Origin of the sequence: Pseudomonas sp. NFACC10-1 (assembly GCF_900119195.1) — a bacterium.
GTDB lineage: Bacteria > Pseudomonadota > Gammaproteobacteria > Pseudomonadales > Pseudomonadaceae > Aquipseudomonas > Aquipseudomonas cerasi.
On the sequence record NZ_FPJB01000009.1, the window covers coordinates 18,697 to 34,612 of the forward strand.

The following is a 15,916-nucleotide window of genomic DNA, read 5'->3' on the forward strand; positions in this document are numbered from 1 at the left end:
GTGCTTGTGGACAAGTTGTTTGTGATTGCCTACAAGCCTTGTAAATGAAGGCTTTGGAGGTTTTGTATGAAAAATGATCAAAGCAGGGTTTTGCGTGCAGCGTTGGTTCATTCGGGTGGTTTTTCAGCCATTTTATACGTTGTCCACAGCAGGCCGGGTGATTGGGACGAAGTTGTACCCAAAGTCTGTTGGCGCTTCTGTGGATAAGGTGTTCGTGCTCGTCTGTAGCCCAATGAAATGAGGCTCTACAGAGATTTGGTTAAAAAACATACAGGCTCTGTGACTTAGGTGTTCCATGGTAAGTCGTTGTTGTCCTGACTATTTCCAGGCCCATGAAAAAGCGACTTATCCATAAACGCTTTTTGGGCGCTGTGGATAAGTCGTTCAGTTATGACATCGTCACCGTCTGTTTACGAGCCAGAGCCGGTACGCATGAGGCTCACTGCCATTCTTTGGGCCAGTCGCGGAAACCTCTGCCGCCTGCTTGCTCGGTCCAGGGCGCCCATAACGTCGGCACGGTGCCCGGCGCCCAGTCTGGTTGTGAATGGTGAGAATTGATGCAGATGTAAGAGGCACCCGCATGCATCACCTTATTCCCCTTCACGTAGTCAGTATCATCGTCCCATTCAGGCAATGCTTCGCTGGTCGAGGCCTGCACAACGTTGCTGGGCCCAGACAGTTCTAAATCTTTATCGCGTGCACCGACCAGATACTGATAGGTCTTGCCTGGGGTCAGGCCTCTGACGGTAAAAGTCAGTACGGTTGAATCGACGGTCACAGCAGGCGCGTCGAAACTGTAGACACGGTAGACGTCAACGGCAGTACCCCCTGCAGGTGCATCCCATGCCAGTGAAACACTGGTGGTGGTCTCACCTGTCTGACGCAAGTTGCCCGGTGGCGCAGGTCGATCATCGGACGCCTCGGAGTCTGTAGTGGCCAGAAGTTTTTCAGAGGGTCCTGAGCTGTTACCCATACTGTCGGTCGCGATGATGTGATAATCATAAAGGCGGCTTTGCAGAAGGCCTTCGTCGGTGAAGGGAGGAGCTTTGCCCTCGCCTATCGAAACACCCTTGCGGAACAGCTCATAGTGAAACGGACCGCTGGCATCCGTCGAAACACTCCAGTCCAGCGTTATCGATGTGGTGGTCCGCCCGGTTGACCTGAAGTCGACAGGCAATGAAGGTTTATGGGGTTCCGAATCGGTTGTGACTTCTATCAGGTTGCTGACCTCTGACCATTGAAGTTCTTCGTCTCTTGCCACAACGCGGTATTTATACGTACGGCCCGGGGTGAGTTCTTCATCGGTAAACGCATACGTTTCACCGCTGAGCGCTGTAGTAGGCCAGCCGTCCCGGTCAATTTGATACCTGTTGATTGGGCTATCGCTGGTAGACGCTGTCCATGTCAGCGACACACTTTTATCGGTGACGCCTGACAGGCTCAAGACCGGTGTTGTCGGTTTCGCACCACCGCCGCTCCCTGCCTGTGTACTCACGCTGATCGCTGTGGAGAATGCCGAGGTGTTGTCCATGACATCAATGGCACGTACCTGGTAGCTGTACGTGGTGCCGGGCTGAAGGCCGGTATCTTCAAAGTCAGGACGGCTCACCGTAAAGAAGAGAGTGCCGTTACGGAGCACTTCATATTTCAGAACCGGGTTCGTGCCTTCCGAAAGCGACCAGGCCAGTTTCACCGACGTTGGGGTTTGCTCGGTTGATCTGAGGTCAGTGGGTACTGAAGGCTTGTCCGGTACGGGCGTTTCACCACTGGTGAGATAACCGTAGCGGTTCACGAACTCCCAGCTGTATTCCTTGCCATCCTTGTCTTTCCCGGCATCCCAGTTGACCGACCAGGTCATCAGCCCGCGAATCGGGTTGCCGGTGTCTTCCAGCTCTTGCAGTGCATACTTGACGTCCTGCGGATCGACCACGTAACCGGTGGCGGCGGCGTCATTGTTGGTCGGTAGACCAATGGCCAGCCTGTCGGCCGGAATTTTAGTGAAGCCACGCGTACCGTGGATCAAGCTGTCGGTCAGGTAGTAAAGAAACTCTTTCTTATGGGCGTCGTTGTTTTGAGTGACCCACAGGTTCAGCTCATCGACCCATATGCCATCGCCGCCCTGGTTGTAATACTGAGGCGCGATAAAGTCATAGATGTCTTCCAGCGCATTGATGTAAGCAAGGTAGGCACCGCCGGATCTCAGGGAGTCGAGAAAGGTTACAAATTCTTTCAGGAAAGGAAAGTACGTCGTGATCTCTTTCAATATCGGCAGTTTTTTGCTGGCCCTCAGGTAGGGGAACTCGGGGGCCATACTGATAATGAAGTGCTTTCCTTCTGTCTCGTAATGTTCGCGCACCATCCTCAACGCAGCGGGTAATACGCTCCGGTTATCGGCAAAGGTAATAGCAGCTTGTTCAAGGTCGATATCCAGGCCGTCAAAGCCATAGGTTTCAACCAGACGAATAATTTCATAGGCCAGTGCATCTTCCTGACCGGTATATAGCTCAATATGCGCGTCAGCCCCGCCAAGAGAAATCAGCACCGCACGTCCTTGTGCATTCAGTGCTGCCACTTGGGCGCGAAACGCAGCATCGCTCAGGTTATAAGGCTTGAATGTAGGAATGCCGGCACCTTTCATGAAGGCCACGGCCACGACGTTATACGCCTCGGGTATGTCGGTCAGCGCCATCTCTTTGAACAGGCCTTGCTGGTAACCTTGACCGGGTTCGGAAGGCCAGTTATGCCAGAACCCCATGAGAATCTTTTTGCCTCTTATGTCCGGCATGGCCGAGGCTGCATCGACTGTTTTATTTTTATATTGATTAATGTTTTTTGGGCTGAGCATGGTCCGTGTCTCCGTCCGTTGGATTGACTGCAACGGGAGTTGATCACGAAAGATTTTTTTGGGTAACTGTCAGAAATGACGGTATCGGCGCGAGGGTTTTTGTGTCGGCGTGGTCAGTTCAGACTCACTTCGTGAATGAAGTGAGTCTGACTTGATGGGTCGCGTTGGCGGGGGCAATCTCTATTCGTGATTCACCGCCACACCCTTCAAATAAGGCGCAGGTTCTGCGCCAAGGTTTTCCAGCATGCGCGAGCTGTACCAGTCGACGAAGTTGACCACGCCGAACTCATAGGTTTTCGAATAAGGGCCGGGTTGATAGGCGCTGGAGTTGATGCCGCGCTGGTTTTCTTCGGCAAGACGACGGTCCTGATCATTGGTGGCGTCCCAGACCTGGCGCATACGCTCGACGTCGTAATCCACGCCTTCGACCGCATCCTTGTGGACAATCCATTTGGTGGTGACCATGGTTTCCTGCGCGCTGATCGGCCACACCGTGAAGACGATGATGTGATCGCCCATGCAGTGGTTCCAGGAATGCGGCAAATGCAGAATACGCATCGAGCCCAGGTCAGGATTCTGAATGCGGCCCATCAGTTTCTTGCAGCCGACCTTGCCGTCCATGGTCATCGACACGGTGCCTTTGAGCAGCGGCATGCGCACGATACGGTTACGCAGGCCGAAACTGGCGTGGGCGTACGGGATTTTCTCGGCGTCCCACGCAGCAGCAGACGCGGCCACATGATCCTTGAAGGCCTGATCGGCACGCGGGTCGGTGACGTCGTCCCATTCCAGCAACGTCTTGAGCAATTCAGGGTGCGAGCCGCCACAGTGATAGCACTCGCGGTTGTTTTCCAGCACCAGCTTCCAGTTGGCCTTTTCCATCAAGGTGGTTTGCACGGCCACCTTGGTATTCTCCATGTCATACGGTTCCATGTAGTGCCGCAGCGTCGACAGGAACTCGTCAATGGCAGGCGGGTTTTCCGCGAGGCTGATGAAAATGTAGCCACCTGCGGTCTTGACGTGAACCGGCTTGAGGCCGAACTGTTTCATGTCGAAGTCGTCGCCCATTTCAGTGCCCGCATACAGCAGACGACCGTCCAGCTCATAGGTCCACTGGTGATAGTGGCAAACCAGTTTGGCGACTTTGCCTTTCTCGGCAGTACACAGGCGCGAGCCGCGATGGCGGCATACGTTGTGGAATGCGTTGACGACACCGTCCGGGCCGCGCACGACCAGGATCGGGTTCTTGCCGATCTGCAGCGTCAGGTAATTGCCCTTGGTCGGGATTTCGCACGTCATCCCGGCAATCAGCCACTCCTTGTGAAAGATTTCCTGCATGTCGATTTCAAACAGTCGCTCATCACTGTAGAAAGGCTGCGGCAGCGAGTACGTGCGCTCGCGATTCTGCAGCATTTCGGCAGTGGCCTTGCGTGCAGGTTCCAGCGGATCGCCCAGGCTCAAGGTTGCGGTGACGTCCATCGATTAAATCCCTCATGACCGCGGCATGGGCGGCCTGCGAATGTGGCTGATACGGGTGTGATCGCGTTTCACGCATGACGATAGATCAGTCGACCATGCTTATGACCCTTGGTGGCGAGTGTGGAGCCGGGCGCGCAGCGAACCTTATCCATGGGCGACATGGCCGCATCCGTTCCCGACGCGACAGGCCTTGTTGCACGGGGCTGGTCGCGGTAAGTACGTGAATGTCGTTGATAGGTAAATGGCCGTCTCGCGCGTTACGCAGAATCCGCAGCATGAGAGGCCGACAGTCGGCCGTGGAGATCGAGTATGTCCCAAAGTTTCCTGAGCCCGGTCACGACCCAGACATGGGCCAACGGGCGTCACCTGGTACGTGTCGTCAAAGTCATCCAGGAAACCTGGGACGTGCGCACGTTCTGCTTCATGGCCGACCAGCCGATCATGTTCTTCTTCAAGCCGGGCCAGTTCGTGACCCTGGAGCTGGAGATCGACGGCCTGCCGATCATGCGCTCTTACACCATCTCCAGCTCGCCATCGGTGCCGTACAGTTTTTCGATCACCGTCAAACGCGTGCCGGGCGGCAAGGTTTCCAATTACCTGCATGACACGCTGATTGAAGGACAGGAGCTGGCGGTACACGGGCCGGTCGGGCTGTTCAACGCCATCGACTTCCCGAACCCGAAGATTCTCTACCTCAGCGGCGGGGTCGGCATCACGCCGGTGATGTCCATGGCGCGCTGGTTCTACGACACCAACGCCAACGTCGACATGGTCTTCGTGCACAGCGCGCGTTCACCGAAAGACATCATCTACCACCGCGAGCTGGAGCACATGGCCTCGCGGATCGACAATTTCAGCCTGCACCTGGTCTGTGAAAAGCATGGTCTGGGCGAGCCGTGGGCCGGTTATCGCGGCTACCTGAACCAGAAAATGCTCGAGCTGATGGCCCCGGACTTCATGGACCGTGAGGTGTTCTGTTGCGGACCGACGCCGTACATGACAGCGGTCAAGCGTCTGTTGCAGGAGAACGGCTTCAACATGGCGCAATACCATGAAGAGTCGTTCGGTGCGACGCCGCCCGAGGCCAGGGCAGACGCCGTCGAGCAGGCCGAAATCGCCGCCGACGCGCCCGACATCGACATTGCCGACCTGCATCAGGTGGAATTCACCGACACTGGCAAGAGCATCCGCGTCGGGCCGGGCGAAACCGTGCATGCCGCCGCCGCCAAACTCGGCCTGATGATCCCCAAAGCCTGCGGCATGGGCATCTGCGGAACCTGCAAGGTCATGAAACTGAGCGGTGAAGTCGAGATGGAGCACAACGGCGGCATTACCGACGAAGATGTTGCAGAGGGGTACATTCTGTCCTGCTGCAGCGTGCCGAAGGGCGATGTGCGGATTGAGTACTGAGCACGCCTGAAACTGTGTGGCGCAAAGGGTCACGAACGGCATACCCACGCGGAGCATGGGTACGATAGACGTTCTTGAGGGCGCCTACCGGCTAAGATCCACTGTGACTCTGCTTATAAGCCGCCAGCGCGGGCAGCAGTTGCTGGTCGATGGCCTGGCGCACGGCGGGGAGGAGGGTGGCGCTGCCGGTCAGAAGTTGTTCTACCAGACGTCGCAAGGCGGTCGCGCGTTCGGCGTTGAGGCCGCAGACGGCGTTTGCGCAGGCTTGTTCAGCGGTTGCGCCGCCGGGGGCTTCGAAGCCCAGGGCTCTGAGCTGGCCGAGCAGGTCTTCCTGGTCAATCAAATCCGCGTGCATCATGACGTCTGTTCCTTTGATCGGGCTTGTTCCGATTCTGGAAGGACAACCGCCTGCGGGCAACCCCTGCCTGTCGTGCGTGGCAGGATTGGCTACAAGTGTGTCGTTTTCAGTTCATGCGGTCATTCGGTTTGCAGGTTGTCTATGGTTCTGTCGACCATGACCTTGGCCATTTCCACCAGGTGCATGATCGAAAGCGTCATGTCGCGCTGGGTGCCGGTCATGCTGTCGCTGAATTCACAGGCGCTGGTGGCGGCGCAGCGCAGCAGGTCGCTGGCATGCATCAGGGCGTCTTCCTGGCTGACGTTGGCGCTGACGGTGAAGAGGGGCGGATCGGGGACGATTTTCAGCATGTGATGCATCTCCTGGAGTTTTAGAAGACCATCACCGTCGGCTACTAATCGAGGGTGGTGATCATGCGCAGGTAGTAGCCCGGTCCAGGAACCCCGGTGCATCCAAAGATGCCCCACGCACGACCACCATAAAAGCGCAGGCCGTGAAAGGGCACCTGCACAAGGTGGCGCAATGCGCCTGGATAACGAGGGCTACTAATCCTCACCGCTGAATATGCAGCGACGGGCGCAGAGTAGAGATCGAAACAGGCAGGCACAAGGGGCCGGGAGTTTCTCGGAAATTTCCTTCAAGTGAAAGAGACCAGTCCCGCAAATTCGTTACAAATTCTTGTTCATTGCTCAGGTTTGCTAAACTGCGCAGCTTGCCAGGAGCTGCCATGAATTACCGTCACGCCTACCATGCCGGCAACCACGCCGACGTCTTCAAACACCTGACCCTGACTCGCCTGATCGCCCTGATGGCGCGCAAGGAGCAGCCGTTCGCCTATCTCGACACCCACGCCGGGCTCGGCCTGTACGACCTCAAAGGCGATCAGGCCACGCGCACCGGAGAATGGCTGGAGGGTATCGGCCGTCTGTGGAACGCCACGGACCTGCCTGCGCTGACGTCCGACTATCTGCAAGTGCTGCACGACATGAACCCGGATGGCGAGCTGCGCTACTACCCCGGTTCGCCGGAGCTGGCTCGCCGCCTGACTCGCGAGCGCGAGCGTGTGCTGCTCAACGAGAAGCACCCCGAAGACGGGCGTCTGCTCAAGGAGAACATGAAAGGCGACCGCCGTGTGGCGGTGCATCTTGGGGAAGGCTGGCATGTCCCGCGCGCCTTGCTGCCCGTGGCGGAAAAGCGTGCCGTCATGCTCATCGACCCGCCATTCGAGCAACTCGATGAAATGAAGCGTTGCGCGGTTGCGCTCAAGGAAGCCATCGGGCGCATGCGTCAGACAGTGGCGGCGATCTGGTACCCGATCAAGGATACCCGCCTGCTGCGCCGCTTCTATCAGGACCTGGCAGAAACCGGCGCGCCCAAGCTGTTGCGCGTTGAACTGTTCGTCCATCCGCTGGACACACCGGCCAGCCTCAACGGTTCAGGCCTGGCCATCGCCAACCCGCCTTGGGGTCTGGAAGAAGAATTGCGCGAGCTGATGCCGTACCTCGCCCAGAAACTGGGCCAGACCCAGGGCGGCTGGAAGATGGACTGGTTGATTGCGGAGTAGGCTTGCCTGCATCCATCACTGCGTGCCCATGCGGAGCACTCAGCGTTGTACACAGATCCTGGCAAGCCCAGAAAACTGTGCAGGGCATGTAGGTGCGTACCGTGCAACGCTTCGCTGGTTCGCGATCTGCCGTGAACCGGCAGCAAAACCGCCTGCCTCGGTGCATCAGATACAGCCGAGTTGGCCGGTTTTGGGGCCGCTTCGCAGCCCATCGCGGACAAGTCCGCTCCTACGCCCTTCGGGCAGAAGCCCGTTTCCTGACGCCCCGGCAGGGGCGTGTCTCAAGCCGGCATGCACACACCCGTGCCGCCCAGCCCGCAGTAGCCCTGTGGGTTCTTGGCCAGGTATTGCTGGTGGTAGGCTTCGGCAAAGTAAACCGTCGGTGCCTGCTCGATTTCGGTGGTGATGCTGCCCAGACCGGCCTTGTTCAGTTCCGCCTGGAAGGTCTCTGCACTGGCTTTGGCGGCGTCGAGCTGCTCGGGAGTGGTGCAGTAGATCACCGAACGGTACTGAGTGCCGATGTCATTGCCCTGACGCATGCCTTGAGTCGGGTTGTGTACTTCCCAGAACACTTTGAGCAGGTCTTCGTAGCTGATTTTTGCTGGCTCGTAGACCACCAGTACCACTTCGGTGTGGCCGGTCAGCCCGGAGCAGACTTCTTCGTAAGTCGGGTTCGGAGTAAACCCGCCTGCGTAGCCGGCGACAGTGCTCACCACACCGTCCTGTTGCCACAGACGACGTTCTGCGCCCCAGAAGCAACCCATGCCGAAGATGGCGAATTCGACATTGCTCGAAAACGGCCCCAACAGCGGATTGCCGTTGACGAAGTGGGTTTCCGGAAGCGCCATTGGTGTTTCACGACCCGGCAGTGCTTGTTCGGCGGTAGGCAGTACGTTTTTGTTCACTAGAATTTCCGAGCGCAAAGTCATGAACCATATCCTCTCGTGTGGAGATCGGCAGCGGGGCCAGGACGGATGATCAATACAAATACATAGGTCCCGTTACACGCAGAAACAAGTGCTGCCGTGCAATAACAGGCGGACAGTGTGCCCGAGAGAGCGGGGTGCAGGGAAGGTTGTCAGGCGGATGGGCGACGAGGATAGCGCTTCAGCTTCTCGATCAGCTCTTCGCCGGGGATAGGTCTGTCGAACAGATAGCCCTGGCCGACATCGCAGCGATGGCGCCGCAGAAAGGCCAGCTGAGCCGCGGTTTCAATGCCTTCGGCAACCACTTTGAGCTTGAGGTTGTGAGCCATCGCGATGACCGCCGAGGTGATTTCCATGTCGTCTTCATCATCCGGAATATCGCGGATGAAGCTGCGATCGATCTTGATCACATCGATGGGGAATTTCTTCAGGTAACTGAACGACGAGTAACCGGTGCCGAAGTCATCCATGGCCAGTGACAGGCCGAGTTTCTTCAGCGAGTCCAGTTGCTGGCGGGTGTCTTCCGTCGCTTCCAGCAACAGGCCCTCGGTCAGCTCCAGTTCCAGCAGTGAGGGGTCAAGCTCTTCTTCTTTGAGGATGGCGGCAATCGATGACACCAGTTCCGGGTCGGAAAACTGCTTGGGGGATACATTGATGGCTACCTGCAGGTTGCCGAACCCCGCAGCGGTCAGGTCCTTGCTCATGCGGCAGGACTGACGCGCGACCCATTTGCCGATGGGGATGATCAGACCGGTCTCTTCGGCCACGCTGATGAACTGGTCCGGTCGGATCATGCCTTTTTCAGGATGATTCCAACGCAACAGCGCCTCCATGCCCAGCAGACGACCCGTCAGCAGGCACAGCTTGGGCTGATAGAACACCTCGAGCTCGTTCTGGGTCAGGGCGCGGCGCAGGTTGTTTTCCACGAACAGCTTGTAACTGGCCTCGGCATTCAATGCTTCGGTAAACACCTGAACCTGATGTTTGCCGTTGGCTTTGGCCTTGTGCAGGGCCAGGCCTGCGTTTTTCATCAGGGTCTGCGGGTCACGACCGTGCAGCGGTGCGCAGGCAAGACCCACCGAGCCGGTGACGCTGATCAGCTGATTGTCGACGAACATCGGCTTGTCCAGCGTGGCCAGCACTTGTGTGGCGGTGGCCTGTCCGGCTTCCTGATCGGTGTTGTCGATCAGTACGGCAAATTCGTTACTGGCAAAGCGCGCCAATACATCGGACGGGCTCAAGGTGTTGCGCAGGCGCCGCGCCAGGCTGATCAACAGTTTGTCACCGGTCTGGTGGCCGAGGCTGTCGTTGATGCGCTTGAAGTTATCGATGTCGACCAGCAACAGGCTCATCGGCGTATCGGTGTCGCGGGCAAAGCGTTCGTCCAGATTGCGGATAAAGGCCGGACGGTTGCCCAGATTGGTGAGGTTGTCGGTGTACGCCAGGCGCTCGATGCGCTGCTGGGCCAGCTTGCTCTGGGTGATGTCTTCGTAGATGCCGATATAGTGCGTCAGCTCACGATTGTCGCCATACACCTTGGAAATCGACAGCTGGCCCCAGTAGGGTTCGAGGTTCTTGCGCCGGCTTTTGAACTCGCCCTGCCAGCTGTTGCTGTTGGTCAGGCTGGAGTTGGCTTCCAGCAGCAACTGGTTGAGGTTTTCCAGTGCGGGCAATTCCGACAACTTGTGCCCGGAGACTTCCTCCGAGCTGTACTGGGTGATCGCCGTGAAACTCGGGTTTACGTACTCGACCACGCCATTGCAGTTGACCAGCAGAAAGGCGTTGGCGCTTTGTTCGACCGCGCGCTGGAACAGGTGCAGCGCGTTGGTCGCGGCGCGACGGTTATGGTTGTTGATGACCTGGGCAAACTGGTCAGCCAGTTCGCCGGCGAAGGCGATCTCGTCGGACTGCCACTCGCGTGTCGTGCCGGACTCTTCCAGACACAGCACGCCTATCACCTGCCCGTCGATACGAATACTGGCATCGAGCACCGCTCTGGTTTCTCCAGGATTCAGGCTTTTGGCCATTTCGCAGGTGCGTGGGTCAGTCTGGATATTGCTGGCGTCGATCGCCCGGCTGGTATTCAGCGCTTGCAGGTAAGTAGGGTAGGGGCTGATATCCACCGGCGTGCGTGACTGATAGTCGCCAGTTTCACGGCTGTAGTCGGTGATCGGCTCAAGGCGTTTGTCGTTGAGATTCCAGATACTGACATGGTCGACATCGTAGATATCACAAGCACTTTTGGTGATCAGCTCTGCCGCTTCGAGCAAGGTATTGGCCGTGGTGTAGCGGTGTCGGGTCAGGCGCAGGATCAGGTCCTGCTGGGCGCGCACGCGTTCCAGGTGGGCAAACTGGTCGCGCTGGGCGCGCTGGTTGAGTTCCAGGGCAATCTGCAGTCGCAGGTTGCGGGTTTCCAGATCGGAGTCCGTGACCGGTTCGCCAGTCGTGACAAGGTCTTCGACGATCAGAAAGTAACCACGTAACAGATGCCGGTTGTGCTGTTTGTACGCTTCGCCGATTTCCAGCAGGCCAAGGGGGCCTTTGGGGCTGTGAAGGGTGTAGCGGATCAGGTAATTCGGGGAAGAGGCCAGTTGCAGCTGGATGTCATCGTGCAGTTGATAACGTGCTTCCGGCTCCATGAGGCTGGCATAAGGGGATCCAATCAAGGCGCAAAGGTCAACAGCTGCCAGCCCGAACTGCCTTTCGCAATTCGGATCGAGAAACAATAGCGCCCAATTGGCTTCATTCAGCCGCTCGAAACGCAGCATGCCCAGGCGCGAAGGCACTGGCAATTGCGTCACTACCTCGGCTGCGGATCTACCGGCAGCATCGGTTTGGCTTTTCATGAACAAACTCGCTTCCGGAATACTAGTCGCGACGGGGATAAACCCCACTTTCGCGTATGGCAAGGTTGCATCATGCGGCCCATGCTTACAAGAGACCACAGTGGCTTAGTGCTATAAAAGTGTCGGCCGGTTGTCCAGGTTCTTCAATGTATCTGGTCGGATACTCAAATTCGTTGTTTTTTCGGGTAAAACCCCTGTTTTCCAGGGGAATTCGCTTTGCAGATTTGCTCCAGTTACGGGCTGTTGTCAATCAGGCTTTTGCCATCCTGGGCTCCTTTGCCGGCAATTGCAGGAAAATACCTGCCGCAAACATGGCCAGCACCCCGACACTCAGGAATGTCAGCTGAAATGCCCCCAGCATGCTGCTGACCTCGCCGGTGGTAACTTCTTCGCTGAACCCCCCGAGCAAGGCTGCTGCGCTTGCCACGCCAAGACTCAGCGACAGCTGTGCCACCACCGAAAGCAGGCTGTTGCCACTCGCTGCACTGGCATCGTCCAGATCGATCAAGGTGACCGTATTCATGGCCGTGAATTGCAAGGAGTTGACGGCGCCGAGCAGTCCCAGATGGACCAGTAACACCCAGTATGGGGTTTGCACATCCACCAACGCCAGGCTGGCCAGGAGGATACCCAGCAGCAGTGTGTTGCCGGTCAGAATCATGCGGTAGCCCAGCCGCTCGATCAGCCAGCGGGCGATGGTCTTGGCGAACATGCCAGCGGCCGCCAGCGGCAACATGCTCATGCCTGCCTGAGACGGCGAATACCCCAGCGCCACCTGCAGCAGCAACGGCACCAGAAATGGCAGGGCACCGCTGCCCAGGCGGGCGAACAGGTTGCCCATGATGCCGACCGCAAACGTCCGGGTACGGAACAGTGAAGGGGCAAACAATGGCGATTCGATGTGCCCGGCACGCAGCCAATACGCTGCCAGACAGCCCATTCCGGCAAACAGCAACAGCACCACGCGCATGTGCGGCAGGTGCAACTCGCCCAGGCCCTCCAGGGCAATGGTGATCAATACCATCGCCGCGCCAAACAGGATGAAGCCGACGCCGTCAAACCGCGTTCGACCGCCTCCCGGAAGATCAGGGATGAAGTGTTTGACGGCGTAGCAACCGAGGATGCCGACCGGAATGTTGATCAGGAAAATCCAGTGCCAGCTCAGGTACTCGACCATCCAGCCGCCAAGCGTCGGGCCCAGCAACGGACCCAAAAGGCCCGGCACGGTAATAAAGCCCATGATCCGCACCAGCTCCGATCGCGGATAGGCGCGCAATACGATCAGGCGCCCGATGGGCAGCATCAGCGCGCCCCCCAGCCCCTGAATCACCCGGGCGGCTACCAGCACGTTCAGTGACCAGGACAGCGCGCACAGCAATGATCCGAAACTGAACAGTAGGATGGCGCTGAAGAAGATGCGCTTGATCCCGAACCGGTCGGCGATCCAGCCCGAAGCCGGGATCAGCAGCGCAATGGTCAGCATGTAGGCGATGACCACCGACTGCATACGCAGCGGGTCTTCCGCCAGTGAACGGGCCATGGACGGCAAGGCGGTGTTGAGAATCGTGCCGTCCAGGCTTTGCATGAAGAATGCGATGGCGATGACCCAGGGCATCCAGCGCAGGGTCTTTTCGTCCATGATCGGCGCTGCTGAGTTCGGCATAGGCTCCTGCTATAGCGTGAGGGTGAGTCGGCTGATCAATGCGCCCGGCAACTGGATTGAACCGGTCTGGCGCTGACTGTAGGTACTCGATTGGAGAATCAGTTCCCTTTCTTTGGTCAAGTCCTCCAGTGCGCTGCCCAGCAGGCTGTAGGCGCTGTCATCGAAGCGCATGGTGCTCACCGGCGCCACGATCTTGCCCTCTTCGACCCAAAACGTCGCGAAGCGTGTCATTCCGGTAAGGCGCGCAGCGGCACGGTCGGAGAAGTTCAGGTACCAGAGGTTACTGATGTAAAGCCCAGTGCCGAGCCTGGCGAGGATCTGATCCAGCTCCAGTGAACCGCCGGCAATGCTCAACGCGCTTGGGCCTTCGCCATAATCCGCGCCGTTGGCGGGCAGGTCGTATTCGGCTGCGCTGCTCGAATCCACCAGTCGATCGCGGGCTTGCCCGTCGACGATCAGTTTCAGGTCCTTGCGCGGGTAGCCTTCCCGTGAAAACGCTGGTGAAAGCGAACCGCTGACTTTTTCGTCGAAGTTGACCAACGGGCTGAAAGGCGTCTCGCCGTCATACAGCCTTTGCAACGGGCTGCGTTTACTGGCCAGTGACTGCGCGGAAAATCCGCCCCAGGTGAGCATGCCGATGACTTCGTCCAGAGCCGCTGGCGCCAGGTACGCGCGGTATTGTCCGGGCTTGAGCGCATGCAGCGGGCGGCCGAGAAATTCGAGCTGTTCGCGGGCTTGCTGAAAACGCTGCGCGAAGGCTTCGTCGCTCCAGTCGTGACCCGCGTAGTTGGCTTTCACTGCCTGGCCGTTTTCGTGAAACAGGCTCCAGTCGAAATTGAAGCTGTTGGCCTGGTGCCAGCCCTGCGCCCCCCACGAACTGGCGAAGCCGCGGTAAAGCGGGCCTGCCGCATAGAAACCTACCAGGTCCAGATCGCCTGCCAGTTCGCTGATCTGCTCGACGACCCGGGCGCTGTCCGGCAGCGGCAAATCTTGAACGTTACTGCTTTGCCAGGCATTGGTGTTCGGCAACAGATAGGGATCCTTGGCCAGCGACGGCAGTGTTTCGCGCAGTTGTTGCAGGGCGTCGACAAGGCGCTGCTGGTCGGTCTCGGCGTCGCCGGACAGTGTCAGCTCGAGATTGGCATGCCGGCCGTCATCAATCAGTTTGAACGTTGCAATGACCTGCTGGACGCTCCCGGCCTGTCGAACCTGGCCGTGGTTGAACCGAATGAAGTCAGACGCCTCGGCGTCGTAGGCCAGAGTGAAGTGTTCCGTCGGGCTGATGGCAGCCTTGAGCACGGCGACCAGCGCCTCGAACTGCTGTTGGTGCGACATCAGGCATCTCCTCCAAACACATCGACATTGGCAAACACACACGCCGGAGAGGCATGGCCTACACGGATCACCTGGTTGGGTTCGCCCTTGCCGCAGTTCGGCGTGCCCAGCACTTTGAACGTGCTGGCATCACCCACTGCGCTGAGGTTTTTCCAGAATTGCGCGGAGATCGCCCGGTAATTGGGGTTCTTCACCACGCCCTTGAGCTCGCCGTTCTCGATCAACTGGCCCCATTCGCAGCCGAACTGGAATTTGTTGCGTGCGTCATCGATGGACCAGGAGCGATTGCTCGACATCAGGATGCCGTGCTCGATGTTACCGACCAGACTGTCCAGCGACTGGTCACCCGGTTCGATATTCAGGTTGGCCATGCGGTCGATGGGGGCACGGTTCCAGCTGGAGGCGCGGCTGTTGGCGACGCCTGCCAGGCCGCTGCGGTATTGCGACAGGGCACCGCCGAGCGGGCGCTGCAGCAGGCCGTCACGAATCAGGAACTGCTTGCTGGCTGACGTGCCATCGTCATCATGCGCGTAGCTGGCCAGTTGCTCGGGAATCTCCGGGTCGAAGGTCACGTTCAGCAGGCTGGAACCGTATTGCAGGGTGCCGAAGTCAGTCGTTTTGACGAAACTGGTGCCTGCGTAATTGCGCTCGTCACCGAGAATCCGGTCCAGCTCCAGGGGATGGCCGATGGACTCGTGAATCTGCAGGACCATCTGATCGGGCATCAGCAGCAGGTCGCGTGGGCCTGATGGCGTGTTGGGGGCGAGGATCAACTGCAACGCTTCGTCGGCGACGTTGGCGGCAGACCCGATCAGGCCACAACTGCTCAGCACTTCGATGCCACCTTGCTGGCCGAAGTTATGCCCGCCCAGGGTGCGCGTCTGGCTGTCGCGACCGTCGTAGGCCGTCACGCTCATGCCCGGAAACACAAAGCGCTGCGCCTGACGCAATTGCGCGCCCGCGCTGTTGAGGTAGATTTGCTCAACGGTTTCCAGGTCCAGTATGGCCTGCCAGTTGACCAGGCGTTCGTCTGCCGGGACCGCGCTGGACTCGGCCATCAGCAGGCCGATGCAATCGCTCAGCGGTGGAAAGGCTTGATCCATGTTTGGCGACAGGTAGTCAGCCTTTGCGCTCGAGACAGCTTGATCGCTCAGGTCCAGCAGCGCATGCGGTGCCAGACGGCGGGCCAGCGTTTCGGCCTGCTGCAAGGCAGCCTGCAAACCCTTCAGGGAGATGTCGTTGGTGGCGGCGTAGGCTTCAACGCCATTCAGGCGCACGGTCAGCATGGCGCCCTCGTCGCTGATCAGTGACGGCGGCTCGGCCACATTCTTGCGCACGCACAGGCGTTGGCCGGTGCGGTGCACGTAACGTACGGAAAAAAATGGCGCTTCACTCTGCAGAGCAGCGAAATGCTGCTTGAGCCGGGCGGAGAAATCGAACATGCAGACAAGCTCCTTCTTGAGGGTGGTCAGTGAAGTCCGGGCGGCCTT

11 protein-coding genes are annotated in these 15,916 nt (G+C 58.5%); 2 read left to right on the top strand and 9 right to left on the bottom strand.

All coding sequences use genetic code 11. The features are described from left to right. Positions 1-439 precede the first annotated feature (439 nt). Both BT119_RS22615 and gbcA read right to left on the bottom strand, forming a co-directional pair. On the bottom strand, positions 440-2,845 hold the full coding sequence (locus tag BT119_RS22615) for a fibronectin type III domain-containing protein (RefSeq protein ID WP_072366964.1): 2,406 nt from the start codon (positions 2,843-2,845) through the stop codon (positions 440-442). A 180-nt stretch (positions 2,846-3,025) separates the two neighbouring features. Further along, positions 3,026-4,324, bottom strand: a complete 1,299-nt coding sequence (gene gbcA, locus BT119_RS22620) for a glycine-betaine demethylase subunit GbcA (protein WP_003432500.1) — start codon at positions 4,322-4,324, stop codon at positions 3,026-3,028. Between the two features lie 309 nt (positions 4,325-4,633). Here gbcA and gbcB point away from each other — a divergent pair, with 309 nt between their 5' ends. Further along, a complete protein-coding gene (gene gbcB / locus BT119_RS22630) occupies positions 4,634-5,734 on the top strand; it encodes a glycine-betaine demethylase subunit GbcB (RefSeq protein ID WP_003372583.1) in 1,101 nt (366 codons plus the stop codon). A gap of 91 nt (positions 5,735-5,825) precedes the next feature. On the opposite strand, the gene BT119_RS22635 is transcribed toward gbcB, so the two are convergent. Together BT119_RS22635 and BT119_RS22640 are read right to left on the bottom strand one after the other, a co-directional pair. Further along, entirely contained in the window at positions 5,826-6,092 is a 267-nt protein-coding gene (locus tag BT119_RS22635; protein WP_003393668.1) for a hypothetical protein, read from the bottom strand. A gap of 119 nt (positions 6,093-6,211) precedes the next feature. Then, entirely contained in the window at positions 6,212-6,442 is a 231-nt protein-coding gene (locus tag BT119_RS22640) for a DUF6124 family protein (protein ID WP_003432502.1), read from the bottom strand. A gap of 377 nt (positions 6,443-6,819) precedes the next feature. On the opposite strand from BT119_RS22640, the gene BT119_RS22645 reads away from it, so the two are divergent. Continuing rightward, complete coding sequence (locus BT119_RS22645; RefSeq protein WP_072366965.1) at positions 6,820-7,656, top strand: 23S rRNA (adenine(2030)-N(6))-methyltransferase RlmJ; 837 nt, start codon at positions 6,820-6,822, stop codon at positions 7,654-7,656. Between the two features lie 281 nt (positions 7,657-7,937). Here BT119_RS22645 and msrA read toward each other — a convergent pair whose 3' ends face one another. The 5 genes from msrA to BT119_RS22675 all read right to left on the bottom strand — a co-directional run bounded on the left by msrA (position 7,938) and on the right by BT119_RS22675 (position 15,868). Then, complete coding sequence (gene msrA, locus BT119_RS22655; RefSeq protein ID WP_003432504.1) at positions 7,938-8,585, bottom strand: peptide-methionine (S)-S-oxide reductase MsrA; 648 nt, start codon at positions 8,583-8,585, stop codon at positions 7,938-7,940. Between the two features lie 149 nt (positions 8,586-8,734). Continuing rightward, complete coding sequence (locus BT119_RS22660; RefSeq protein WP_003372574.1) at positions 8,735-11,428, bottom strand: bifunctional diguanylate cyclase/phosphodiesterase; 2,694 nt, start codon at positions 11,426-11,428, stop codon at positions 8,735-8,737. A 250-nt stretch (positions 11,429-11,678) separates the two neighbouring features. Next, positions 11,679-13,091 carry a multidrug transporter subunit MdtD gene (gene mdtD, locus BT119_RS22665; protein WP_003372572.1) on the bottom strand — a complete coding sequence of 471 codons (1,413 nt, stop codon included), beginning with the start codon at positions 13,089-13,091 and terminating at the stop codon, positions 11,679-11,681. A gap of 9 nt (positions 13,092-13,100) precedes the next feature. Next, positions 13,101-14,426 carry a TldD/PmbA family protein gene (locus tag BT119_RS22670; protein ID WP_072366966.1) on the bottom strand — a complete coding sequence of 442 codons (1,326 nt, stop codon included), beginning with the start codon at positions 14,424-14,426 and terminating at the stop codon, positions 13,101-13,103. Next, positions 14,426-15,868, bottom strand: a complete 1,443-nt coding sequence (locus BT119_RS22675; RefSeq protein WP_072366967.1) for a TldD/PmbA family protein — start codon at positions 15,866-15,868, stop codon at positions 14,426-14,428. The genes BT119_RS22670 and BT119_RS22675 overlap by 1 nt, the downstream gene beginning before the upstream one ends. Positions 15,869-15,916 lie beyond the last annotated feature (48 nt).

What these genes read in the sequence shown, in the direction of transcription:
- BT119_RS22615 (WP_072366964.1), bottom strand. Translation starts at nt 2,845, where the DNA reads ATGCTCAGCCCAAAAAACATTAATCAATATAAAAATAAAACAGTCGAT.
- gbcA (WP_003432500.1), bottom strand. Translation starts at nt 4,324, where the DNA reads ATGGACGTCACCGCAACCTTGAGCCTGGGCGATCCGCTGGAACCTGCA.
- gbcB (WP_003372583.1), top strand. Translation starts at nt 4,634, where the DNA reads ATGTCCCAAAGTTTCCTGAGCCCGGTCACGACCCAGACATGGGCCAAC.
- BT119_RS22635 (WP_003393668.1), bottom strand. Translation starts at nt 6,092, where the DNA reads ATGATGCACGCGGATTTGATTGACCAGGAAGACCTGCTCGGCCAGCTC.
- BT119_RS22640 (WP_003432502.1), bottom strand. Translation starts at nt 6,442, where the DNA reads ATGCTGAAAATCGTCCCCGATCCGCCCCTCTTCACCGTCAGCGCCAAC.
- BT119_RS22645 (WP_072366965.1), top strand. Translation starts at nt 6,820, where the DNA reads ATGAATTACCGTCACGCCTACCATGCCGGCAACCACGCCGACGTCTTC.
- msrA (WP_003432504.1), bottom strand. Translation starts at nt 8,585, where the DNA reads ATGACTTTGCGCTCGGAAATTCTAGTGAACAAAAACGTACTGCCTACC.
- BT119_RS22660 (WP_003372574.1), bottom strand. Translation starts at nt 11,428, where the DNA reads ATGAAAAGCCAAACCGATGCTGCCGGTAGATCCGCAGCCGAGGTAGTG.
- mdtD (WP_003372572.1), bottom strand. Translation starts at nt 13,091, where the DNA reads ATGCCGAACTCAGCAGCGCCGATCATGGACGAAAAGACCCTGCGCTGG.
- BT119_RS22670 (WP_072366966.1), bottom strand. Translation starts at nt 14,426, where the DNA reads ATGTCGCACCAACAGCAGTTCGAGGCGCTGGTCGCCGTGCTCAAGGCT.
- BT119_RS22675 (WP_072366967.1), bottom strand. Translation starts at nt 15,868, where the DNA reads ATGTTCGATTTCTCCGCCCGGCTCAAGCAGCATTTCGCTGCTCTGCAG.